Raw genomic sequence first — 22,296 nt, forward strand, 5'->3', positions numbered from 1 at the left:
GGTCGCCCGATCAAGATCTCTGCCCGGGATCATAGACACCGAGGCCCGCGATCAGCAGGTCGAGCATGTTCTCGTAGCTGGTCGTGGCGTCGGACGTCTGACCGATCCCGGCAATCTCGATGGTGACGGCGCCGTGGAGCGCACTCCAGACCGCTTGTGCGGCTTCGGTCGGATCGGAAGACGTCCCGTCGGCGGCCATCGCGCGGATCAGCTCGATGAGGACGCCGAAGGCTGCGCGCCCGTGATCCGCGACTGGTGACGACTGGTCTTCGAGTGGGCTGCCCATCGAGAAGATCAACAGGTATCGAGCCGGGTGCTCGAGTGCGTAGTCGCGATAACTCCGGCACGCCTGACGAAATCGCTGCACTGGCTCGGCGTCCGAGGGTGTCTCGATGACGGCGGCCAGCTCGTCCAACGCCCGCACGGCCAACGCGGCAAGAAGGCCTTCCTTGTTGTCGAACCTGTTGTAGACGCTCATGGGTGCGACGGCCGCTTCACTCGCGACCGCGCGGATGGTGACGCCGTTGGTGCCGTCGCGGTCCAGCACGGTCTCGGCCGCGTGTAGCAATGCGGCCGAGACCTGGTCACTGGCCGTGCGGCGACGGCGAGTCGTGGTCATGCCAGCGCGGCAACCTCTCGATGAACCATCCAGGCGAGGGCGGTGTCGGCGACGTCGCGCCACCCGCCATCGATGGTAAGGGAGTGTCCGCGTCCTTCGAATTCGTGGAAGTCGGTGATGGCGTCGGACTTTCCGTAGAGCGCGTGGGCAGCCTTGGCGGTCACCAGGGGTACGGTGTGGTCCGCCGTGCCTGCGGTGATCAACAGGGGTCCGCGCGTGCCGTTGGTGGTGTCGACCTTTGCGGGTGAATTGGGCGAGAAGTTCGCGCTCGCGGCCTCGAACAGCGGCTTGCCGGGTGACGGGATGGACCACTGTTCCCAGAGCGCGTCGGATTCCGCGGGTGTCAGGGCGTTGCCGAAACCGTAGCGCCACTGCGCCTGGGTGAGCGCCTTCGCGCGGCCGCGGTTGAGGGGATTGCCCAGTACGGGGAAGGCCGAGCGTAGCTGGGCGATCGGGAGCGGCCTGACGCCCTTGATCGGCGCGGGATCGATGGCGATCGCAGCGGCCGCCTTGTTCTGCGCGAGCAATTTCTGGGCGATGAGGCCGCCGAACGAGTGGCCGATCACGACGGGCGGGGTGTCGAACCGATCGAGCACCTTGGCGAAGTGATCGGTCAAGTCGTCGATGCCGAATCCCGCTTGGTCAGAAGCATTTTCGCGCGTCTCTTGCACACTTGGGTACTCGCCGGGCCATGCCGGGGCGATGGCCTGATGGCCCTGGGCGGCGAAGTGTTCGATCCACGGTTGCCACGCGGTGTGCGAGATCCACAGGCCGTGGATGAAGACGACGTTGGTCATGATGAGCTCCTCTATAGAACGACGTTACATAAGCCGGTAGAGTGCTCAACGGCGCCAAGGCGGCGGATCATCCCGACGCCGACGTGGGCGTCGTCACATGGGCTATCGCGTCGGATTCTTCGCCGCGATGATCGCCGACTTCACGGCCGTGGGGCAGTATTCAGGGCGCTTCCAAAACGAGGGGTTGATCCCCCCAACCCACCAGGTCGAAGAACGTCAACGACGAACCGTTGATCAACCGGTGCAGGTGCGCGGGGAACGAAAACGGCGGCGCTTTCATCGGGTTGGCCGCTGTACCGCTGGCGATGCGGTAGGCGATGGCGTACCCAAGGTCGTGTCGCGGCCACGCCGCGTGAACCCGCTCCGCGAAACCCGGTGAGAGCAGGTCCTTCTCCATGCCGCTGATGTCCAGTGCGATGCCGAAGTGCGAGACGGCCTGGTCGGGACCGAATCGCTCCGCCAAGCCCGCACTGGTGTGCAGGGCGATGGATTGCCACACCGTGGTGACCCTGTCGTCGGGAACCCCGTCGCCACGGAGGAAGCCGGCCGCGGCGTCGGCTCCCTCGACCTCGAACCGCTGGTCGCCAGCGCCGCGGTCGGTGATGCCGAGGTCGTGCAGGAGGCAACTGAGGAAGACGAGTTCATCGTCGTAGTCGACGCCGCTGCGCAAGCCCGTCGCGGCTGCCCGCTCCCGTGCGAAGAGATAACTGCGCACGCAGTGGTTGGCGAGGAACTCGGGAGACGCATCGAACGCCAACTCCAGTGCGGCCGAACAGACGTCGGAGTCCGGGAGGTCCCACGTGGCTGAATTGCGGATTGCCTTGGTCATGCCGTCACACTGCCGAAGCCCGACTGGGTGCGACAGCGGCTAGCTGGCCATCATCCGAAAGGATTTTGACTGACCACCAGGCGCCGACGGGCGTAACACCCAACCCCCGATGTGTAACGGGGGCGCCATCCGTATACGGTCCAGAGATGACAAGAGTGGCGGTAATCACGGGCGGCGCGGGCGGCATGGGTCTGGCCACGGCCAAGATCGTCGGCCGGGACCACACAGTCGTCCTGTGCGACGTCAGACAGGACCGCCTCGATGCCGCCGCCGCCACGCTGAAGGACCTCGGGATGACGGCTACGGCCGTCAACTGTGACGTCACCGATCGGCAGGCGGTCGTCGCGCTGTTCGAGACCGCGGCCGGCCTCGGGACCGTCGCCGCAGTGGTCCATGCAGCAGGCGTGAGCCCGAGCATGGGCGATGCCGACTACGTGATGAGAACCAACGCGCTCGGCACGCTGAACGTCAACGAGGTCTTCTACGAAACCGCCGCCGAGGGGGCCGCGATCGTGAACGTCGCGTCGATGGCGGCCCACATGCTGCCCGAGGAAATGACGCCCACGGCTCGGTTCCCGCGCGCGCTGCAGGACGAACAGGCGTTCATGACCGACATGTTGGCCTCCTGCAACGTCGTTCCCGACGAGATGCGATCGGGCATCGCGTATTCGGTCAGCAAGAGCTTCGTCAAGTGGTACAGCTCATCGCAGGCCGAACGGTTCAACGGACGGGGCCTTCGGATCGTCTCCGTGTCCCCAGGATCGATCGACACCGAGATGGGCCGGCTGGAGGAACAGGCCGGTGCGGGCGCGATGGTCGTCGACGCCGCCGTCCCGAGGTGGGGCAAGCCCGAAGAACTGGCAGAGCTGTTCGCCTTCTGCGTCAGTGACAAGGCCGGCTACCTCACCGGCACCGACATCCTCAATGACGGCGGAGTGATCGCCTCGATCAAGGAGCGAGCCAGGGTCACCGAGGCGGCGAAGACAGGCCAGCCCTGACCTGTCGCGACAGTTCGTCGCCGAGGACCTCCGGTTCGCCGGCGAACAGTCCGTCGAGCGCCAATCTCGCTACGACGCCGGGGTCGGTCTTCTGGTCGGCGGGGATGTAGCTGACCATGTCGGTGTCCATGTAGCCGACGTGCAGGGCTGTGACGTGAATCCCCCTGGGCGCCAACTCAGTTCGGAACGCGTCCGTCAACGCCCAGGCCGCCGCCTTCGCGGAGGCGTACGCACCGCTGGTCGGTGGGTGCGCCCAGGACAGCACGGACAGTACGTTCAGGATGGAGCCGCCGCCGTTGCGCTCGATGACCGGGGCGAAGGCGCGAATGACCTGCAGCGTGCCGAAGAAGTGTGTCTCCATCTCGAGACGAATGTCCTCGAGCGGTCCGTCGAGCAGCGTGGCGCGCGTCGAGACGCCCGCGTTGTTCACCAGGACGTTGACGTCGGCGGCCTGCTCGGCGGCCCGACGGATCGACTCGGGGTCGGTGATGTCGAGCTGGATGGGTACGACGCCGGGGATGTCGACGGTCTCGGGATTGCGCGCCGCGGCGTAGACCTTGGCGCCGCGTTCGACGAGTTCTTTTGCGAACCGCCGACCGAGCCCCCGATTGGCGCCGGTCACCAGCGCAGTGACGTTTTCGGTATTCATCGTGTGCCTCCTTCGCTTCCCACCGGGTGTGGGATACCGAGGAGAACATGGAAACCCCTGGATGAAGTCCCTAACCGGTCGGATATTGCAGCTAGCCGGAACCCGTGCGTCAGCTGAGAACTACACCGACCAGTGCCCCGGCGGCTCGTGCGACGTTCTCCGCAGTGAAGCCGAAGTGGCTGCGCAGCTGCGCAGCCGGAGCGGAGGCGCCGAAGCCGTCCATCGCGATGATGCACCCGTGCGCTCCGACGTGTCGTTCCCAGCCGAATCCGGAAGCGGCCTCGACGGCCACCCGCGCGATCAGATCGGGTGGGAGAACGGCGTCGCGGTAGGCCTGATCTTGCTCGTCGAACAGCGCCCAGGACGGCATGCTGACCACGCGGGCACCAATACCAGTGTCGGCGAGCAGTTCTCGGGCCTCCATCGCCAGGGCCACTTCGCTGCCGGTCGCGATGATCAGTGCGTCCAGCCGCTTCCCCTCGGGCGGCTCGGCCAGCACGTAGGCGCCGCGGGCCAGTCCCGACGCGGCCCCGGTGTGCGACCGGTCGATGACGGGCAGGTCCTGCTTGGACAGCACCAGGGCGACGGGCCTGTCCGTGACCGACATGATGACGCGCCACGCTTCGCGGATCTCGTTGGCATCGGCGGGCCGAAGGTCGATCAGGTTGGGGATCGCTCGAAGCGAGGCCAACTGCTCGATCGGTTGATGAGTGGGTCCGTCCTCGCCCATGCCGATGGAGTCATGGGTATAGATGTGGATGACCGGCTGCCGCATCAACGCGCCGAGACGAAGAGGCCCGCGCTGGAAGTCGGAGAACACCAGGAACCCGGCCTGGAACGGGCGAAGACCGCACAAGGCCAGGCCGTTGGCTGCCGCCGCGGCGGCGGCCTCGCGGACCCCGAAGTGGAGGTTACGGCCGTCATAGTCGGCAGGGCCGAAGTGCCCACTGGCGCCGTCGAGCGTGGTCTTGGTGGACGGCGCGAGATCCGACGCACCACCGATCACCCACGGAACGGTGGCGGCCACGGCGTTGAGCACCGCGTGGTTTGCCATCCGGCCTGCAATCGGCCCGTCCTCATGGCTGAACTCCGGTAGGGCACCATCCCAGCCCTCGGGTGGAGTCCGAGCCAGCATCGAGGCGAGCTCGGCAGCCAGTTCGGGGTGGGCCGATTGGTAAGCGTCGAACGCGGAGTTCCACTCGGTCCGGCGTTCGTGACCGCGGGCGGCGATGCCGAGTGCGAACTGCTCGTAGGTCGAGTCGGGGACGAGGAACTGGGCGTCGACCGGCCAACGGTAGAAGCGCTTCGCTGCCTGAGCCTCCTCCTCGCCGAGCGGTTCACTGTGCGCCGACGCGGTGCCCTGCTTGGTCGGTGCGCCGTAGCCGATGATGCTGCTGACGATGATGAGCATCGGCGATCCGGTGTGGTCGGCGAACCGCGTGAACGCCCTTCGCAGAGCGTCGATGTCGTTCGCGTCGGCAACGTAGGTGACGGTCCATCCGTAGGACCGGAACCGGGTGGCGACATCCTCGGTGAACGCCAACGACGTCTCGCCCTCGATGGTGACGGCATTGCTGTCGTAGATCCAGCAGAGGTTGTCCAGCTTGAGGTGGCCTGCGAGCGACGCGGCCTCCTGGCCGATGCCCTCCATCATGTCGCCGTCCCCGGCGAGGGCGTAGACCCGGTAGTCGAAGACGTCGAAGCCGGACCGATTGAAGTGCGCGGCTTGCCATTTGCCCGCCATGGCCATGCCGACGCTGGTGGCGATGCCCGTGCCCAACGGCCCGGTGGTGCACTCGACGCCGTCGGCCAGTTCGTATTCGGGGTGCCCGGCACACGGGCTGCCGAGTTGGCGGAACCGCCGGATGTCGTCTAGTTCCACCGCCAGCCGGTCGTCATCAGCACTTCGGACACCGGCTAGGTGCAGCAACGCGTACAGCAGCATCGAGGCGTGCCCGGCCGAGAGGACGAACCGATCCCGGTTGATCCAGCGTGGATCGGAGACGTCGTAGGTCAAGGCGTGATTCCACAGCGCGTAACCGACGGGCGCCAGTGCCATCGCGGCGCCGGGATGCCCCGACTTCGCCTGTGCCACGGCGTCGATGACCAACGTCCTGATGGTGTTGATGGCGACGGTGTCGACGTCGACGCCTACGTCCAGATCGGTCATCACAGTTCCTTCGAGACGCCGGAGAGCCGCTCCACGAGCCGGAACAGTGCCGAGTGGTCGAGGTCGCCGTCGCCTTGAGCGAGGGCGGCGGACATCAGTTGTGCCACCACCGCGCCCAGCGGAGCGGCGACGCGGGCCTCGTGGGCGGCGGTGGTGAAGATGCCTAGGTCCTTGTCGTGCAAGGTGATTCGGAACCCCGGCTGGAATTCTCGGGCCACCATGGTGCGAGCCTTGCGTGCCATCACGGTGCTGCCGGCCAGGCCAGCCTCCAAGACGGTGATGGCCGCCTCGGTGTCGACGTGGTGGGCTTCGAGGAAAAGCAGCGCCTCAGCGAGTAGTTCGATGTTGCCCGCGACGATCAATTGGTTGGCGGCCTTGACGGTTTGGCCCGATCCGACGGGGCCGACGTGGACGATGGTCTTGCCGAGGTGGCGCAGCACGGGTTCGGCTTCCGCCACCGCGGCGGCGGAGCCACCGACCATGATCGACAGCGTGCCGTCGATCGCGGCCTGTTCGCCACCACTGACGGGGGCGTCGAGGAATCGCACGCCGTGGCTCTCGGCGCGCGCGCCGACGGCCCGGGCGGTGTCCGGCCGGATGCTGCTCGCGTCGATGTACAACGCGCCCTTTCGGGCGTTTTCGAGGATTCCCCCCGGTCCGAGCGCCACCGCTTCGACGTCGGGGGAGTCGGGCAACATCGTGATGACGACGTCGGCTTCCCGCACGGCTGCTGCGACGTCGTCCGCCGCACGTAGGCCGCGGGGCACCAGCTCGTCGACCTTGGCACGCGTACGGCTGTAGCCGACGACGTCGAAACCGGCCGCACACAGGTTCGCCGCCATCGGCGACCCCATGATTCCCAGCCCGATGAAGGCGATGGTCGTGTCGGGAGCGGTCATCGGATCACCTCGGGCACCAGTCGACGCAGCCACTCCAGGCCGGCAACGGTGTCCCCGGCCGGAATGTATTCGAGACCAAGGCCACCGGTGTAGCCGGCGACGCTGAGGAGGTCGACCAGTTCGACGATCGGCGCGTGCCCGGTGCCGGGTTCGTGGCGACCGGGTGCGTCCGCGATCTGCACGTGCCCGATTTGGTCGACGTGGTGCGCGATGACGCGGAAGACGTCGTCTCCGTTCACGGTCAAGTGATACAGGTCCGCTAGCAGCGCAACCCGCCCTGTCCGTATCCGTTCGCGCACACCGCGAATCACGCTCAGCGCGTCGGCTGCCAGCTTGAGTGGGTAGGCGTCCACCCCGCTGACCGGCTCCACCAGCACGGTGGCGCCGATGGCGTCTGCCCGCTCGGTGGCGGCGGCGAGCGCCTGCAGCGCGGCCTCGTCCTGCTCTGCGTGGCTGACCCCGGGGAGGCGGTTGCCGTAGAGCGCGTTGAATCCCGTGACGTTCAGTCGGGCGCCGATGTCGACGGCCACCGCAACGCTGTCGTCGAATTCCGCTCGCCGGTCGGGATGCGAGGCGATGCCCCGTTCTCCACCGGCCATGTCGCCCGCGAAGAAGTTCAGCGCGCGCAGGTGCACGCCGGCGTCGGTGATCGTCGCGACGAACGCATCGACCTCCCTGGCCGACGGCGTCGCGCCGGTGAACGGCCACCAGCACTCGATCGCGGTGAAACCGGCCGCCGCTGCGGCGGCTGGTCGACGTTCGAATGGAACCTCGCCGAACAACAGCGAGATGTTCGCCTGCGACTGCGGCCACAATGCGGAAACCAACACGTCCTCGATCCGTAACAGGGGAATTGCACACTGCATGCGTGCACTACCGATGCTAGGGAGCGACCCGGCGCCGAACAATGACGGGTGAGTCAGGGCATTATTCGCACTCGGCGAACAGTTGAGCCCAATCGCGAGTAGCGTCTCGCCGCATGACGCAGCCCAACATCACTCTGCGTCAACTCCGTGCGTTCCTCACCGTGGCCGAACATCGCAGCTTTTCACGCGCCGCCGAGCAGCTGCTGGTGTCCAACCCGTGGCTGAGCGAGACGATCAAGGACCTCGAGCACCAACTCAAACTCAAGTTGTTCGCCCGCACCACCCGATCGGTCGAGCTGACCGAGGCAGGCGTGGTGTTCTCCACTCTGGCCGCACAGGTGCTCGACGACCTCGACTCGGCCATCAAGACCGCGCAGCGCACCGCCGACCGGGACGGATCGGCGCTCGTCCTCGGCTACACGATCGGCGCCGGACTCGAGGTCATTCCATGGCTGTTGCGGGCCTTCGCCACCGAGTACCCGCATCGCCTATTGCGTACGGTGGAATACGATTTCGTCGATCCCACCGCGGGGTTGCGCGACTCCTCCGTGCACGCCGCGATCATCCGACCGCCGACGGGGCTGGCGGGATTGACCACACTCGAATTGCTCAGTGAGGACCGCGTCGCCTGCCTGCCCGAGGGGCATCCGCTGGCAAGCCAGGACAGTGTCTCCGTCGCCGATCTACTGAAGGAACCGATCATCGCCGCGCCCAAGGGACCTGGGCCGTGGCGGGACTACTGGTTGCTCAGCGACTACCGCACCACACCTGCGCCCGTCGTCGACGAGGCGAGCACCCGTGACGCCGAACTGCACCTCGTCGCGCGTGGGGTCGGGATCAGCGTCACCTCCGCAGGGGCCGAACGCTTTTACTCCCGACCCGGCGTGGCGTTCCGCCGCATCCGCGACATCCCGCCGTGCGTGGTGGCATTGGCGTGGTGGCCGGAACACACGGCGAAGGTCGCCGACCTCGTCACGATCGCCACCGGTTTCGGCGGCAGCGTCTGACCTGCGTCCTTCGGCTCAGCCGAATAATCGTCGGCCAGGTTCGTCATTGTGTCGCGGCAGAGTCCGTCGTTACGGTCGAGCCACCCCGGCCCATTGGCCGCCGCACGAGAAATGGGAACCATGACCTCATCAGCAGAGCAGTCAACCCGAGCCCAACCGAAACTACGGCGGTCGCTGGCGACGTGGGCGGCGATCTCACTCTCGGTGGCCGCGATGGGCGCCAGCCTCGCGATCAACATCAACCCGCAGGGCGCTGGTGCGACGGTGGGGCGGGCAGTACCGCTCACCTTCGTCCTCGCCACGGTGGGTGTGCTTCTCGTCGCCTACGGATTCGCCAGGGTCTGTAGCAGACTCAGCCACGCCGGCTCCGTCTTCGGCCTGACCGGCGTCACCATCGGTCCACGCGCCGGCGTGGTGGCCGGGTGGTCGCTGCTCGGTGCCTACCTCAGCTTCATGCTGACCACGTCGATGACCGCCGGGATCTTCGGTGCCGAATTCCTGCGCGGGTTGGGCATTTACGAGACGACACCCGGCATCGTGCCCTGGATCATCGCACTGGTCGCCGTGGGCATCGCGACGCTGTTGGCCATCTCCCCGGTGAAGAAGTCGATGGCCACGCTGCTGTGGGTGGAGATCGTGACGACAGCGGTGATCGTCGTCATCGCCGCCGTCGTCGTGTTCAGGGTGACGGAGGGGAATGCGCCTGGTGGACAACGGTTCACGCTGGACATGTTCACGGTGCCGCCGGAGATATCGACGAGCACGCTGTTCCTGGGCATCGTGTTCGGCTTCCTGTCCTTCGCGGGTTTCGAGGCCGCCGCCGCGCTCGGCGAGGAAACCACCAACCCGAAACGAGCAATCCCGATCGCGATCTTCGGCGTTGCACTCTTCGGCGGCCTGTTCTACATCATCGGCACGACCGTGGAGATGCTCGGCTTCGGCACCGACGCCGCCGGGGTCGACGCCTTCTCCAAGTCGGCCTCGCTGTTCGGCACGCTCGGCGAACAGTACGTCGGACCCGTGGTCGGCGACCTCGTCACGCTCGGCACGGCAATCTCCGCGATGGGTTGCGCACTGGCGACCGCCGTGGCGGCGTCGCGACTGTTGTTCGCGCTCAATCGCGGTGCGTTCGAACGCCGCGGTTTCACCAAGGTCTCCGCCAAGTCGGGAACGCCGATCTCGGCGACGCTGTTCGTGTGCGGGCTGGCCGCGGCCATCATCGTGCTGATGCGCGTCGCGATCACCGACACGGCCTTCAACCTGTTCGCTTGGTCCGGCACCGTCGGCACACTCGTGCTGTTGGTCGCCTACGCGTTGTTCTCCGTCGGAGCCTGGTACTACCTGTGCGTCCGGGCGCCCCGGCACGGACATCCCGCGGCGAAGCTCGACTACGTGATCCCCGTACTGGCAGTCGGCGTCATCGCGTACACCATGTTCCGCAACGTCGTACCGTGGCCGGCCACCACTCCCGGCCGCGCCAACATCGTCATCGCCGCGATCTGGGTGATCGCCATCATCGTCGTCATCATCGCCGCTCCCAAGACGACTCGCAGGATCGCGGAATCGTTGAGCCGCGACGAGGGACTGTCGACCGAGGCCGGCTACCTGGCCACCGCGGTCGAGGAGGTCGAGGAGCACCTGCACACGGCCCGGCAGCCGCGATGAACATCGACGACAACTGGACCTACCACGGCCTGCGGGTGGTGCGGCTGGAGAACAAGCACATCGCTCTCGACGTCCTTCCGCAGCGCGGCGCCAACATCTTTCGGGTACTGGACAAGCACCGCGACATGGATCTGCTGTGGAAGTCGTCGCGCGTGACACCTCATGTCGCGGCCGTGCACGCCGACTTCGACGACCACTGGGCGGGTGGTTGGGATGACGCCTTCCCCGGCGGACGAGCCAGCCGCAACCGCTACGGTGACCTGCTGCCGTACATGGGTGAGGTGTGGACCGCCCCCGCCGACTATCGAATGCACGCCAGCGCAGACGAAGTCAGCCTCACCACCACGGTGCGGACCCCCATCACACCTGCTGAACTAACCCGCACGATCACCCTGCGCGACGACGAACAGCACTTCACCTTGAGCTACGCGCTGCGCAACATCGGCACGATGCCCTTCGACTACAACTGGGGCGTCCACCCGAGCCTGGCCATCAGGCCCGGCATGCGGTTCGACATCCCGGCCACCACGGGCCTCGTCGACGAGGCCGGTGGCGAGCGGCTCGGACTCCCCGGCGACGAATACGACTGGCCCGAACTACGCGGGCACGACCTGCGGCGCGCCGACGACATCGACATCGGTGCGTTCGCGTTGCACTACCTGACCGGGCTGACCGCCGGCTGGGTGGCGGCCACCGACGTCGCCGACCGACGTGGCTTCGGGCTGTGCTTCGACCACGACTTGTTTCCCGTGGTGTGGTTCTGCCTCGTCTACGGCGGATGGCGCGGATACCAGCAGGCGCTGATCGAACCGTGGACCGGCTACCCGAGTCCGCTGGAGGGCGCCGTCGCCGCAGGCCGCGCCCGCCTGCTCGCTCCCGAGGAAAGCCAGACGACCGAGGTCGTCGCGGTCCTGTACGACGGCGTCGAGACCGTGACGGAACTGCACCCCGACGGAACGGTGCGGTAGATGGCACACGACACCCCGGTCCAGCTGGGCCGGACCGCACTGACGGTCACCGCGCTCGGGTTCGGGGCCACCGCGATCGGCGGCATGTACACCGAGGTCAGCGACGACGCCGCGCGCGAAACCGTGGCAGCGGCATGGGATGCCGGCCTGCGCTACTTCGATGCCGCCCCGCAATACGGGCGTGGCAACGGCGAGGTGCGCCTGGGCCGCGGCCTTGCCGGATACCGCCGCGACGACTACGTGCTGTCCAGCAAGGTCGGCCGGCTGCTGCGTGCCGACGCGCCGCCTCATCCCGACGACTTCGACTCGACGGGCCGCCCGTACGACGCCGGGGCACCCGACGTCGCCACGGTGTACGACTACTCCCGCGACGGCGTCCTGCGGTCCATCGAGGAAAGCCTGGCGCGGTTGGGCACCGATCGCCTGGACGTCGTCCTCGTCCACGATCCCGACGACTACGTGGACGAGGCGCTGGCGACGGCGCTACCCACGCTCATCGAGCTACGGGAGCAGAAGGTCGTCACCGCGATCGGGGCGGGCATGAACCAGACCGCGGCGCTGGAACGGTTTGCCCGCGAGTCGGATCCCGACATGTTCCTGCTCGCGGGCCGCTACACCTTGCTGGAACAGACTGCGCTGCAATCCTTCCTGCCCCTGTGCGAGCAGCGCGGCATCGCCGTCGTCGCCGGCGGTGTGTTCAACAGCGGCCTGCTCGCCGACGCAGGCCCTGGTGCCCGCTACAACTACGACCCCGCCCCGCCCGATCTCATCGCACGCGCGCAGCGGCTTGCGGACGTCTGCCGGCGGCACGACGTGCCGCTCAAGGCTGCGGCGCTGCAGTTCCCCATAGCCCATCCCGTCGTCGCCGCGGTGCTCACCGGAGCCCGCAGCAGCGCCGAGATCACCGAGAACGTGGCATTGTTCGATCTGCCGATCCCCGACGAGCTGTGGCTAGACCTGAAGGCGGAACGGCTCCTGGCCGACACCGCCCCGACGCCCGCCGCAGGCGCGGGACGGTGACGATCGTCGACGCCCACCACCATCTGTGGGATCCCGACGTCGGGGAATACCCCTGGATGACGGGTGACTTCGCGGTGTTGCGGCGCCGCTACGACTTCGACGACTTGGAACCCCATCTGGTCGCCAATGACGTCACCGCCACGATCGCCGTGCAGGTGCGCGCCGATCTGGACGAGACGGCGGACCTGCTCGAGTTGTGCTCGCGGACAACGGCGATCGTCGGCGTGGTCGGCTGGGTCGACTTGACGTCACCGCGCGTCGGCGCCCAGATCGATGCGTTGCGCGCAGGCCCGGGGGGCACGCATCTGGTCGGGTTGCGGCACGCCGTCGCCGACGAGCCGGACCCGCATTGGCTGCTCCGCACCGACGTCGACGCTGGGATGCGGGAACTGGTCGGCCGCGGCCTGACCTTCGACCTCGAGATCACCGCCCGTGAACTGGCAGCCGCCACTGCGCTGGTCCGCCGTCATCCGAAGGTCCGCTTCGTCGTCGACCATGGCGCGAAACCGCCCGTGGCCAAGGGCTGGTCCCACGATTGGGCCGACGGAATCTCGGCCCTCGCTCGCAACCGCCACGTGTGGTGCAAGCTGTCGGGCCTTGCCACCGAGGCGGCATGGGCGGCGTGGACTCCTGCTGATCTGCAGCCCTACGTCGACCACCTGCTCGGTGTCTTCGGCGTCCAACGACTGATGTTCGGATCCGATTGGCCGGTCTGCGAGCTGGCCTCCACCTATGGCGGCGTCGTCGCCGCGACCGGGCGTTGCCTGGCCGCGCTGAACGACGACGAGCGGCGTGACGTGTTCTGCCGCAATGCCTTGCGCTTCTACCGACCGCCTGCATGAGAGGAGAGCAGTGATGACCAACCCCACCTCGACCCAACGGGGCCTTCAGCAGCGGGCGTTACGAGCACTGGCCGGGGGTGTCAGCAGCAACACCCGGCTGCTCAACCCGCACCTCATCGTCGAGCGGGCCAGCGGTTGCCGGCTATGGGACGCCGACGGCACCGAGTACGTCGACTACCTGCTCGGGCAGGGCCCCAACTTCTTGGGGTACGCCCCGCCTCGCGTCGTGGAGAAGGTCGTGGCTGCTCAACGCGACGGCATCATCTACGCCGCCACCCACCGCCGCGAGATCGAAGCCGCCGAACGCATTCTCACGGTCCTGCCATGGGCCGATCAGCTCCGGTTCGGCAGCTCCAGCAGTGAGATGATTCAGGCCGCCATGCGCATCGCCCGCAATGCCACCGGCCGGCGCAACGTGCTGCGCTTCCACGGCCACTACCACGGTTGGTTCGACAACATCCAGATCCGCTCCGAAGGCGCACGGGCCGAGCCGGGAAGCCTCGGCCAACTGCCCGACGCCCTAGATCCCACACTGACCATCGAGTGGAACGACCCGCAGGCCTTCGCGACGGCGCTGAGCGAGTACGGCGACACGATCGCCGCAGTCGTCATGGAACCGATGATGCTCAACGCCGGGGCCATCATGCCTGCCGAAGGCTACCTGGACCAGGTGCGCGACGCGTGCACTCGTCTCGGCATCGTGTTGATCTTCGACGAGACCATCTCCGGGTTCCGGGTGTCGCTGGGCGGTGCGGCCGAACGCTTCGCTGTCACACCGGATCTCGCGGTGTACGGCAAGGCGATGGCGGCCGGCTGGCCCTGCGCCGCGCTGGTCGGGCGACACGACTTGTTCTCCGACGTGGCGACCGGCGCCCTCACCCACGCGGGCACCTTCAACGGCAACACCATCGCCACCGCCGCCGTGCTGGCGTCGCTCGACGAACTCGAGGACGGCAGCGTCTACCGCCACGTCGAATCGGTCGGTACCGCGCTCATCGACGCCCTCACCGCCCTGCTGGACCACCACGGCGTACCGATCCGAATGCAGGGCCTGCCCATGGCCTTTCACGCGCGATTCGATTCCGGCACCGAGCCCGTCACGCGGTACGCGCAGCTGCAGGCCATCGACGGTGACCGCTACGGCCGCTTCGCGGCGAAACTGATCGCCTCCGGAATCTGGGTGGCCTACCGCGGCATCTGGTACGTCTCTGCGGCGCACACCACCGCCGACGTGGACGAGACCGTCAAGCGCTTCGACGCCGCCCTGTCGGACCTGAGCACCGTCTAGGCTAGCAGCGACGCGAGTTCCGCCTTGGGCACCGAAACCCGGTGTGAGCCATTGTTGTCGACGATCACCTGGTCCTGGGCGAAGAAGAAGAGCACCGCGTCGTCGGTGAGCGCGAAGTTCTGGTAGGTGCGCTCGCTGAGGTCGTTCACGACGGAGCCCGGTTTCTGCAGTTCGCGCAGGACGATCGGGTTCAGCGTCTCCAGCGGTTGGGTGCCTGGCTTGAACAGCGTGTCGAACGTGATCGCGGCGTGCTTGGCGAGGTTGTAGTTGAGCGCGTCGAACGACGTGTTCGGGTGGCCCTCGTGGGCGAGGCCGGCGTCAGACTGCACCTTCAGCACCAGGGTCCGGGTGCCGGACTCCGGTGTGCCCGAGGAATACGACGTCGCGGTCACGGTCTTCTCGTACGGCCGGCCACGAGCAGGCTGCCCGAATTGCGCGACCCAGTCGATGAACGAGTCGTATTCCTGCCTCAGGACATCCGACAGCGACTGCTGATCCGGGTAGTCGACGGGAAATGTCATGTCGACCACGTAGGTGGGGGTTGCGGCGTGGACGCGGCAGGTCTGGTCAGCGTCGACCGTTCCGGCGAGGTCGGCACACGCCGACTGTGCGGCGGGCGCGGCTGAGGTCGAGGTGCTCGGTTCTGCCGTGCTCGATGGGCCGCAGGCCGTCGCCACGACGAACGCCGCGGCAGCGGTGAGTGCGATCAACGCCTTTCGTGTGCTCATGTCGAATCTCGTTCCGGCGCTAGGCCTGTGGAGTCACGGGATGGACCTGCAGACCGCAGGTGTCGATCGTGACCGGGATGGTTGTCGCATCGCTGGTGTTGGGTGGAATGACCTGGAGGTCGGTGTAGGTCGGGCAAGGGTGATCGGCATCGCCCTGGTCGACGGCGGTGCCCTCGACGACGGCGTACGCCGGTTGCGATGCCGCCAGCGTGACGACCGGAGGCTTCTCGGTTTGCACACCGCCCATGTAGCCGGACAGCGTCCAGTCGGCGTGGAGCAGCGGTCCGCCTGCGCCGGAGGAGACTCCGGGATAGCCGGTGAGCGTGCACGGCGTGGCACCGGGAGCCAAGCTGAAGACCAGCAGCACCCGACGATGTCCGGCGGCCGCCTGCTCGCCGCCGTTGGTCACCTGTACGTGCCCGGGCGAGCAGGCCTGCGGTCGTTCGGCGTGTGCGAGCGCGGGCAGGGCTGTCGTGGCGCACACGATGAGTGCGAGCGGAACCAGCTGGCGGACAATGCGGTTCATCGTTCATGCCCCTTCCGGGAAGAGGATCGCCTCGGTGACGCCGCCACCGTTGACAGTTCCGCCGAGCAACAAGGTGGAGGTGTTGGCCGCCGGGTCGTAGGACACCAGACCGGTACCGCCGCCGCAGTCCAGGTGGCCCTCGAGGATCAACTTGTCACCGGTCGCCCCGGTGACGAACACGCTCTGCGACATACCGGGAACGTCCACTCGCGTGACGTGGCCGTCGGGAGTCAAGCGCGACAGGAACGCGGTGCCGCAGGCTCCGGCCGACTGGAGGAACGTGCCGCTGGGCAGCTTCCACGCGAGCCCTTCGGCGATGCTGGAGCCGAAGCCCGGATCGTCGCCCTGGCCCGAGTTGAGCGCCGTGAGCGCCGTCGGCGCCGCACCGTCGATCGGCACCGTCCAGAGTTGACTGCCGGAGCCTTGCTCGGGCGAGCAGGCCGCGAGAACCACGGTGGGTGCCCACCACCTCATCGGTGCGCAGTCGGCGTTGGCCATCGGCGTCGGCAGTGTCCGAATGATCCGTCCGTCGTTGCCGACCACCACCAGGCTGTCGTCGCTGCGCGGTACGACCTCGTTTCCGAGGTTGGCGGTCCCGAGGACGAGCTGCGTGCCATCGGGCGACGCGAGGTAGCGGCCGCTGAACTGGCCTGCTCCGCCGAGGTCCTCCGTCGGGTAGGTCTGTTGCACGTCGCCGGTGAAGTCGATTCGCTTCAGGGTGCCGGGTTCATTGCCGTTGAAGCTCGTCGAAACCAGCAGCGCTTTGCCGTCGGGCCGCGTGTAGCGGGCGTAGCCCCCGGCGGGGATGAGGGTCTGCTCGCCAGTGTGCAGGTCAACCGAGATGGCCTTGGCGCCGCCGGTGAACAGTGCCCTGCTGCCGTCGCCCGACCAGTCCGTCAAGTCGAGGTTCGCGGCCGCACCCGAGAAGGTGGTGATCGCGTAGCGGTTGGCTGCCGGGTCGACGAGGAACAGCGTCGTGGCAGCAGTGTTCGGATCCGGCTCGCCGGGGGCGCGCTCTTCGCCGGGCCGGTGTGCGATGGCGGGGCTCCAGGTGGCGAGTGTCCAACCGGGGCCGACGTCTTCCCATGGCACGTCGTTGATGGCGGCCTCCACACCGCGAGCGGCGGCGGGTGCGACCGGCGCTGCCGAGCTCGACGGTGCTTGCAACGCAGGGGGATTGGCCGTCGTCGAGCAACCGGCCAGCAACGTCGCGATGACGGCGACGCCGACCTTCGCGAGTGTGCGAGGCGTGTGGTTCATGCGGATGTCCTTCTCGTGGTCTGCTGGTGTATCTCGTGGCTACAGTGCGCCGTGCGGCTTGGATGATTCTTGGAGCGACGGGGTCAGGGGCCGATGCGACCGACGGCAGCCTTGGCGAGCTGCTTCAGCGAATCGCACGACGGCGTGTACCAACCGGTGACCCGGTAGAGCCGTCCACCACTCAGTGAGACGACCAGCGTGGTGGACGGCGGCGTCGTCGTCGGCTCGATCACGCAGTGCGCCTTGACGCCAACGCCCTCGATGGGGGTGGCGTTCGCGGGCGCGACCGGGAAGGTGCCGGACAGCTGCAGTTCGGACGTCATCCCGTTGTCCCCGATTCCCCTGCTGTAGCCGCAAGACATTTCGCCGGCATCGGATTGATCGTCGTGCGGCGAGGTGGTGACCGGGCCGCCCAGAACGGCGGCGGCTTCGTCGGCGGTGACCCAGTCGCACGGCTGGAGCGCGACCGGAGTCGCCACCGGTGCATCGGACGTGGTGGCGGAGCACCCCGCGGTCAACAACGCTGCGGCGAGCAGCGCGAGCGTCGTGGCTCTCGTCGTCGTCATTGCGCGTCCATCCGTCAAGGTCGCCGCGGAGTGCGGCGCTCGTGGGGCCAGTGAATGGCGTCGGGGTTGCTACCGATCCCAAGAAGAGAGTGCCGACAGATTAGCTGCGACGTGTTGCTGGCGTTGCCCTTTCGTTGACGTTGGGGCTATGCAAACGGCGCACGTAGTACTACATTTGGTAGTAGGCAACGGAGCCGTGGAGGTGTTCAAATGGCCACTGACGAACTCATGGGAAACGCCCTGCTGGCGGGCGCCATCACCCTGGCGGGCGGTGCCATCGGCGCCGGAATGGGCAACGGCCTGGCCGGCGCCCAGTTCATCGCCGGAGTCGCTCGGCAACCCGATGCGCAAGCCCGACTGTTCACGCCGTTCCTCATCACGGTCGGCTTGGTGGAGGCGGTCTTCTTCATCAACGTCGCCTTCATGGCGCTCTTCGTATTTGCCACACCGGGTGGATAGGCCTGCCCGCGGCCTGGTGTGACCGAGGACACCGAGGAAGTTCGACGGTCTAAGGAATTTGCGAATCGCGATTCGACTTTCACGTCTCGACATCGCGTTTCCGCCTTCCTAGGAGTCCAGCATGCCCATTACGAGCGCATTCGCGTCAACCCGGTTGGCCGTCTTCGCCACGACCGCGGTGCTGGCGAGCGCACCAGCCATTGCTCTGGTCGCGGCCGCGCCGGCCGCGTCGGCCGATGCCTGTCCTGCCGTCGAGGTGGTCTTCGCCCGCGGCACCGGCCAGGCGCCCGGTGTCGGCCGGGAGGGCCAGGCATTCGTCGACGCACTGCGCACGCAGGTCAACGGCAAGTCCGTCGGTGTCTATGCGGTCGACTACCCCGCATCGAACGAGTTCCTGCAAGCAGCTGCGGGAGCCAACGACGCAAGCGCTCACGTCCAGGCCACCGCCGCGAGCTGTCCCACCACGAAGATCGTCCTCGGCGGGTACTCACAAGGCGCAGCGGTGATCGACGCCATCACGACGGCGGCGACGCCCACCTTGGGGTTCGACAACATCCTGCCGCCCGAGGTCGCGAATCACGTTGCCGCGGTTGCGGTCTTCGGTAATCCGTCCAACAAGGTCGGGCAGCCACTTACGTCGCTCAGCCCGCTGTACGGCGCGAAGGCCATCGACCTGTGCAACGGTGCCGACCCGGTGTGTTCGCCCGGCGACGACAGGGCCGCCCACAGCCTGTACGTGCAGTCCGGCCTCGTCCAACAGGGAGCGACGTTCGCCGCCAACCGCGTGCTGACGGGTCAGCCGTCAACTGCCGCGGCCTGAGAGCCCGCCGGTGAACCGCCGCAGGAACTGACGGGTCCGGTCCTGCTGCGGGTCGGCCAAAATCTGCTTGGCCGAACCTGATTCGACGATCTGGCCGCCGTCGAGGAAGTACACGGTGTCGGCGACGTCGCGGGCGAACGCCATCTCGTGGGTGGCCATCACGATAGTGCTTCCACTGGCGGCGAGCTCACCGACGAGGGCGAGGACCTCGCCGACCAACTCCGGGTCCAAGGCGCTGGTGATCTCGTCGAGAAGCAACAGTCGGGGCTCGTACGCCAGGGCCCGAGCGATCGCCACCCGCTGCTGCTGCCCACCGGACAGCTTGTCCGGGTACGCGTCGGCGTGCGCGGAAAGACCGACGCGGGTCAACAGCTCTCGGCCGCGATCCTGGGCGTCGCTCCGCGACGCACCGTGCACGAACCGGGGTGCCAGCGCGACGTTCTGCAACGCGGTCATGTGCGGAAACAAGTTGAACGACTGAAAGACCATGCCCATCGCCTGGCGCGCCTCGTCGGCGTCGATGCGCGGATCGCTGATGTCGCGGCCGCCGAGCAGGATCTGCCCGTCATCGATGTCCTCGAGCAGGTCGATGCACCGCAGCAGCGTCGACTTCCCCGACCCCGACGCCCCGATCAGCACCACGACCTCGTGCTCGGCGACGTCGAGATCGATTCCGTTGAGCACCGGTCGGTCGTGGTAGGCCTTGACCAGTCCCCGAACCGACAACAGGGGGCTGGTCACACTGCCCCCTGCCGCGTCGCCACCCGCTGGGCCACCCAGTCGGCGAGGCGCGCCGACGGCACCGCAAGCGCGATGAACAACAGGCCCGCAACGACATACGGCGTGAAGTTGTACGTCGTGGCGGCCTGGATCTGAGCCGCCCGCACGGCGTCGACCGCACCGAGCACCGAGATGAGCCCACAGTCCTTCTGCAACGCCACGAAGTCATTGAGCAACGCGGGCGTCACCCGACGGGTCGCCTGGGGCAACACCACCAGCCGCATCGTGCGGCGGTAGTCCAGGCCAATGGATTTGGCGGCGGCGAGCTGCGACGGATGGACCGATTCGATGCCCGCGCGGAAGACCTCCGCCACGTACGCGGAGTAGATCAGCACCAGGGCAAGACCACCGAGCAGCACGGGGCTCGTCGGGATGCCCGACAACCGCAACCCGGGCAGGCCGAAACCGACGAGGTACAGGCAGATCAGCAGCGGCAGGCCCCGGAACAGGTCGACGTACCCGATTGCCAACGCCCGCACCGGAAACCACACCGGCCCGCGGAGCGTCCGCACCGCGGCCAGGCCCAGACCGAAGATCAGGACCAGCACCTCGCAGACCACGAGCACCCGGATGTTGAGCCACAGCCCCTCCAACAGCAGGGGCAGGCTGTCCCAGCCGAGGCGCAGGTTGAAGAACGAGTCGCGCACTCGGGGCCAACCCGGCGACGACGTGACCGCGAACAGCAGTACCGCAGCGAACACCACCGTCGACAGGAGCGCGATCAGCGTCGACCGGCGGGCCCGCGACTGCCGGTAGGCAACCCGGTCGATGGCGGCGGTCGTCACGACAGCATTGGCGCGGCGCCTGCGCCGGAGAGCCACTCCTTCTGCAGCTTGAACAGCTCGCCGTCATTGCCGAGGTCGTCGACGGCCTTGGAAACGCATGCCGTGAGCGGGCTGCCCTTGTCCAGCACGATGCCGAACTGCTCGGCCTTCTCGTCACCCGCGGGCAGCTGGCCGACGATGACGCCATCCGTCATTTCACTCTGCACCTCGAAGGCCGTCGGCAGGTCCAACACCAGTGCGTCGATCTGGCCGTTCGACAACGCGGCCTTGGCATCGTCGTTGTTGTTGAACACCGCAACGCCCGGGTCGATCGCCTTGGCGGCGGTGTAGCTGGTCGTCCCGACCTGGGCGCCGAGCTTGAGACCCTTGAGCCCGGCGAGGTCCTTCACTTGGGCCGCTGGCGACGCCTTCACCGCGACGATCGCCTGCGTCACGTCGAAGTACGGCGTCGAGAAGTCAACGGCCTGCTTGCGTTCGTCGGTGATGGAGAACTCATTGAGGTTGGCGTCGAACGTCTTTGGGCCCGGGGCGATGGCCGCGTTGAACGGCACCCGCACCCACTTGACGTCTTCCTTGGCGTAGCCGAGCTTGCCTGCGACGGCGTACGCGACCGCGGACTCGAAGCCCTTGCCGTTGGCGGGGTCGTCGTCGATGAACCAGGGCGGGTAGGCCGGCTGGTCGGTGCCGAACGTGATCGACCCCTTGCTCAGCGTGGTGAGCGAGTCCTTCGAGCACTTGTCGCCGGCGGGCGCCGACGACGTGGCCGAAGACGTGTCGTCAGCCGGGGCACAGGCGGTCGCGGTGACGAGCCCGACGACGGCCAGCATGGAGACGACGAACGAGAGGTTGCGCATGGGCCGCATCATCGCGCACTGGGCCGTTGCGCGCCAACGTTCGGATCTACCAGACGCGGACGTAGTCGACGAGCATGTCGGCCGGGTAGGTGCCCGGTCCGGGGTCGCCACCGCCGGAACCCGCGACGGCGAGACCCAGGATCGGGAACATCTGATAGCCGGGCTCGTTGAACTGCCAGTTCGGCAGCGAGTTCGCGGGGACGTTGAAGTACGGCTGCGCGCCGTCGACGTAGTCCTTCCAGAAGCGCATGCCTGCCTCGTCCCATTGGACGCGCCAGGTGTGCCAACCGCTGTCGACGGTGATGCCCTGGCTCACGTGTTCGCCACCGTTGAGGTTGGCGTGGACTGCGGTGCCCGCGGCCCAGTGACCGTTGCCGTACCACTCCATGACGTCGACTTCGCCGCCGTTGACCGGGCTGTTGTTGGCCATGTACCAGGCGGGCCAGCACCCCGGGGTGAGGCAGTTCAGCTTCATCCTGGCCTCCCAGGTGTGGCCGATGCCGCCCCGAAACTTCCCGAACAGCTTGCCGCTGTAGTAGGTGTTGCCGTCCTTGGCGGCACGCAGGACCAGGTTGGACTTGCCGTCGAGGAACACGTTGCGGCGGTCGTCCCGGTACTGGCCGACGTTCTCGGGCAACTCCCAGAACGTGGGGTCCTCCATCGACTCGCGCTCCAGCGCAGGCTCCCACTTGGCGTAGTTCGGGGCCGACCCGGCGGGCCCGTCGAACTCGTCTTGGAAGAGGTAGCCGCTCGGTGGCGGCGCCGACGGCGGTGGCAGATCGACGCGGCCGGGTGAGGCGTTGGCAGTTCCGGTGGGCAGCGCGGCGGCCAGTGCGGCGATGCCGGCCAGCGAGATCGCATGGCGACGGTTCATGTCAGGCACCCACACCATGAAAGCCGC

General features: G+C 67.4%; 24 protein-coding genes. 9 read left to right on the plus strand and 15 right to left on the minus strand.

Translation table 11 applies throughout. From position 1 onward, the window contains the following. Positions 1 to 10 precede the first annotated feature (10 nt). The 3 genes from N536_RS0103630 to N536_RS0103640 all read right to left on the minus strand — a co-directional run bounded on the left by N536_RS0103630 (position 11) and on the right by N536_RS0103640 (position 2,245). On the minus strand, positions 11 to 619 hold the full coding sequence (locus N536_RS0103630) for a TetR/AcrR family transcriptional regulator (RefSeq protein ID WP_029112353.1): 609 nt from the start codon (positions 617 to 619) through the stop codon (positions 11 to 13). After that, positions 616 to 1,416, minus strand: a complete 801-nt coding sequence (locus N536_RS0103635; RefSeq protein WP_029112354.1) for an alpha/beta hydrolase — start codon at positions 1,414 to 1,416, stop codon at positions 616 to 618. The genes N536_RS0103630 and N536_RS0103635 overlap by 4 nt, the downstream gene beginning before the upstream one ends. Before the next feature lie 160 nt (positions 1,417 to 1,576). Beyond that, positions 1,577 to 2,245, minus strand: coding sequence for an HD domain-containing protein (locus N536_RS0103640; protein ID WP_029112355.1), 669 nt, complete (start codon positions 2,243 to 2,245; stop codon positions 1,577 to 1,579). Between the two features lie 146 nt (positions 2,246 to 2,391). On the opposite strand from N536_RS0103640, the gene N536_RS0103645 reads away from it, so the two are divergent. Beyond that, the gene (locus tag N536_RS0103645) at positions 2,392 to 3,243 is read left to right on the plus strand and encodes an SDR family oxidoreductase (protein WP_036435071.1); all 852 of its coding nucleotides are present in this window, start codon (positions 2,392 to 2,394) and stop codon (positions 3,241 to 3,243) included. Here the strand turns inward: N536_RS0103645 and N536_RS0103650 are convergent. The 4 genes from N536_RS0103650 to N536_RS0103665 form a co-directional block, all read right to left on the minus strand. After that, positions 3,212 to 3,892, minus strand: coding sequence for an SDR family oxidoreductase (locus tag N536_RS0103650; RefSeq protein WP_029112357.1), 681 nt, complete (start codon positions 3,890 to 3,892; stop codon positions 3,212 to 3,214). The two genes, N536_RS0103645 and N536_RS0103650, sit on opposite strands and share 32 nt — an antisense overlap. 109 nt (positions 3,893 to 4,001) lie before the next feature. Next, entirely contained in the window at positions 4,002 to 6,062 is a 2,061-nt protein-coding gene (tkt, locus tag N536_RS0103655) for a transketolase (RefSeq protein ID WP_029112358.1), read from the minus strand. Beyond that, positions 6,062 to 6,961 (minus strand): 2-hydroxy-3-oxopropionate reductase, encoded by a 900-nt coding sequence (locus N536_RS0103660; protein WP_029112359.1) that lies wholly within the window; start codon positions 6,959 to 6,961, stop codon positions 6,062 to 6,064. Before N536_RS0103660 ends, tkt begins: the two co-directional genes overlap by 1 nt. Further along, on the minus strand, positions 6,958 to 7,791 hold the full coding sequence (locus tag N536_RS0103665; RefSeq protein WP_231514398.1) for a hydroxypyruvate isomerase family protein: 834 nt from the start codon (positions 7,789 to 7,791) through the stop codon (positions 6,958 to 6,960). Before N536_RS0103665 ends, N536_RS0103660 begins: the two co-directional genes overlap by 4 nt. Before the next feature lie 149 nt (positions 7,792 to 7,940). On the opposite strand from N536_RS0103665, the gene N536_RS37375 reads away from it, so the two are divergent. From N536_RS37375 to N536_RS0103695, 6 genes are all read left to right on the plus strand, one after another. Next, a complete protein-coding gene (locus N536_RS37375) occupies positions 7,941 to 8,834 on the plus strand; it encodes a LysR family transcriptional regulator (RefSeq protein WP_036435079.1) in 894 nt (297 codons plus the stop codon). A 120-nt stretch (positions 8,835 to 8,954) separates the two neighbouring features. Next, positions 8,955 to 10,499, plus strand: coding sequence for an APC family permease (locus N536_RS37380; RefSeq protein WP_197040053.1), 1,545 nt, complete (start codon positions 8,955 to 8,957; stop codon positions 10,497 to 10,499). Then, positions 10,496 to 11,467 carry a DUF5107 domain-containing protein gene (locus N536_RS0103680; RefSeq protein WP_029112361.1) on the plus strand — a complete coding sequence of 324 codons (972 nt, stop codon included), beginning with the start codon at positions 10,496 to 10,498 and terminating at the stop codon, positions 11,465 to 11,467. Before N536_RS37380 ends, N536_RS0103680 begins: the two co-directional genes overlap by 4 nt. Next, positions 11,468 to 12,487, plus strand: a complete 1,020-nt coding sequence (locus N536_RS0103685) for an aldo/keto reductase (protein ID WP_029112362.1) — start codon at positions 11,468 to 11,470, stop codon at positions 12,485 to 12,487. Beyond that, positions 12,484 to 13,329: an amidohydrolase gene (locus tag N536_RS0103690; protein WP_029112363.1), complete on the plus strand. Its 846-nt coding sequence runs from the start codon at positions 12,484 to 12,486 to the stop codon at positions 13,327 to 13,329. The genes N536_RS0103685 and N536_RS0103690 overlap by 4 nt, the downstream gene beginning before the upstream one ends. Positions 13,330 to 13,342: 13 nt before the next feature. Next, entirely contained in the window at positions 13,343 to 14,617 is a 1,275-nt protein-coding gene (locus N536_RS0103695) for an aspartate aminotransferase family protein (RefSeq protein WP_036435082.1), read from the plus strand. On the opposite strand, the gene N536_RS0103700 is transcribed toward N536_RS0103695, so the two are convergent. The 4 genes from N536_RS0103700 to N536_RS0103715 all read right to left on the minus strand — a co-directional run bounded on the left by N536_RS0103700 (position 14,614) and on the right by N536_RS0103715 (position 17,697). After that, positions 14,614 to 15,345 (minus strand): esterase, encoded by a 732-nt coding sequence (locus tag N536_RS0103700; protein ID WP_029112365.1) that lies wholly within the window; start codon positions 15,343 to 15,345, stop codon positions 14,614 to 14,616. The genes N536_RS0103695 and N536_RS0103700 overlap by 4 nt on opposite strands. Before the next feature lie 19 nt (positions 15,346 to 15,364). Further along, positions 15,365 to 15,871 (minus strand): DUF4232 domain-containing protein, encoded by a 507-nt coding sequence (locus tag N536_RS0103705; protein ID WP_064751510.1) that lies wholly within the window; start codon positions 15,869 to 15,871, stop codon positions 15,365 to 15,367. Positions 15,872 to 15,874: 3 nt separating this feature from the next. Further along, positions 15,875 to 17,131, minus strand: coding sequence for a hypothetical protein (locus N536_RS0103710; protein ID WP_029112367.1), 1,257 nt, complete (start codon positions 17,129 to 17,131; stop codon positions 15,875 to 15,877). 83 nt (positions 17,132 to 17,214) lie between these two features. Further along, positions 17,215 to 17,697, minus strand: coding sequence for a hypothetical protein (locus tag N536_RS0103715; RefSeq protein ID WP_029112368.1), 483 nt, complete (start codon positions 17,695 to 17,697; stop codon positions 17,215 to 17,217). A 228-nt stretch (positions 17,698 to 17,925) separates the two neighbouring features. Between N536_RS0103715 and atpE the strand changes: the two genes are divergently transcribed. After that, complete coding sequence (gene atpE, locus N536_RS0103720) at positions 17,926 to 18,156, plus strand: ATP synthase F0 subunit C (RefSeq protein ID WP_369798375.1); 231 nt, start codon at positions 17,926 to 17,928, stop codon at positions 18,154 to 18,156. Between the two features lie 121 nt (positions 18,157 to 18,277). Continuing rightward, entirely contained in the window at positions 18,278 to 18,976 is a 699-nt protein-coding gene (locus N536_RS0103725) for a cutinase family protein (RefSeq protein ID WP_051574207.1), read from the plus strand. Here the strand turns inward: N536_RS0103725 and N536_RS0103730 are convergent. The 4 genes from N536_RS0103730 to N536_RS0103745 are packed head-to-tail and all read right to left on the minus strand — an operon-like array spanning position 18,959 to position 22,278. Then, a complete protein-coding gene (locus N536_RS0103730) occupies positions 18,959 to 19,717 on the minus strand; it encodes an amino acid ABC transporter ATP-binding protein (RefSeq protein ID WP_029112371.1) in 759 nt (252 codons plus the stop codon). The genes N536_RS0103725 and N536_RS0103730 overlap by 18 nt on opposite strands. Further along, positions 19,714 to 20,541 (minus strand): amino acid ABC transporter permease, encoded by an 828-nt coding sequence (locus N536_RS37385; protein ID WP_036435085.1) that lies wholly within the window; start codon positions 20,539 to 20,541, stop codon positions 19,714 to 19,716. The genes N536_RS0103730 and N536_RS37385 overlap by 4 nt, the downstream gene beginning before the upstream one ends. Beyond that, positions 20,538 to 21,395: an ABC transporter substrate-binding protein gene (locus tag N536_RS0103740; protein WP_036435405.1), complete on the minus strand. Its 858-nt coding sequence runs from the start codon at positions 21,393 to 21,395 to the stop codon at positions 20,538 to 20,540. Before N536_RS0103740 ends, N536_RS37385 begins: the two co-directional genes overlap by 4 nt. 46 nt (positions 21,396 to 21,441) lie before the next feature. Beyond that, the gene (locus tag N536_RS0103745) at positions 21,442 to 22,278 is read right to left on the minus strand and encodes a family 16 glycosylhydrolase (RefSeq protein ID WP_029112373.1); all 837 of its coding nucleotides are present in this window, start codon (positions 22,276 to 22,278) and stop codon (positions 21,442 to 21,444) included. Between the last annotated feature and the right edge of the window lie 18 nt (positions 22,279 to 22,296).

It is taken from the genome of Mycobacterium sp. URHB0044 (genome assembly GCF_000620625.1).
Taxonomy (GTDB): Bacteria; Actinomycetota; Actinomycetes; order Mycobacteriales; family Mycobacteriaceae; genus Mycobacterium.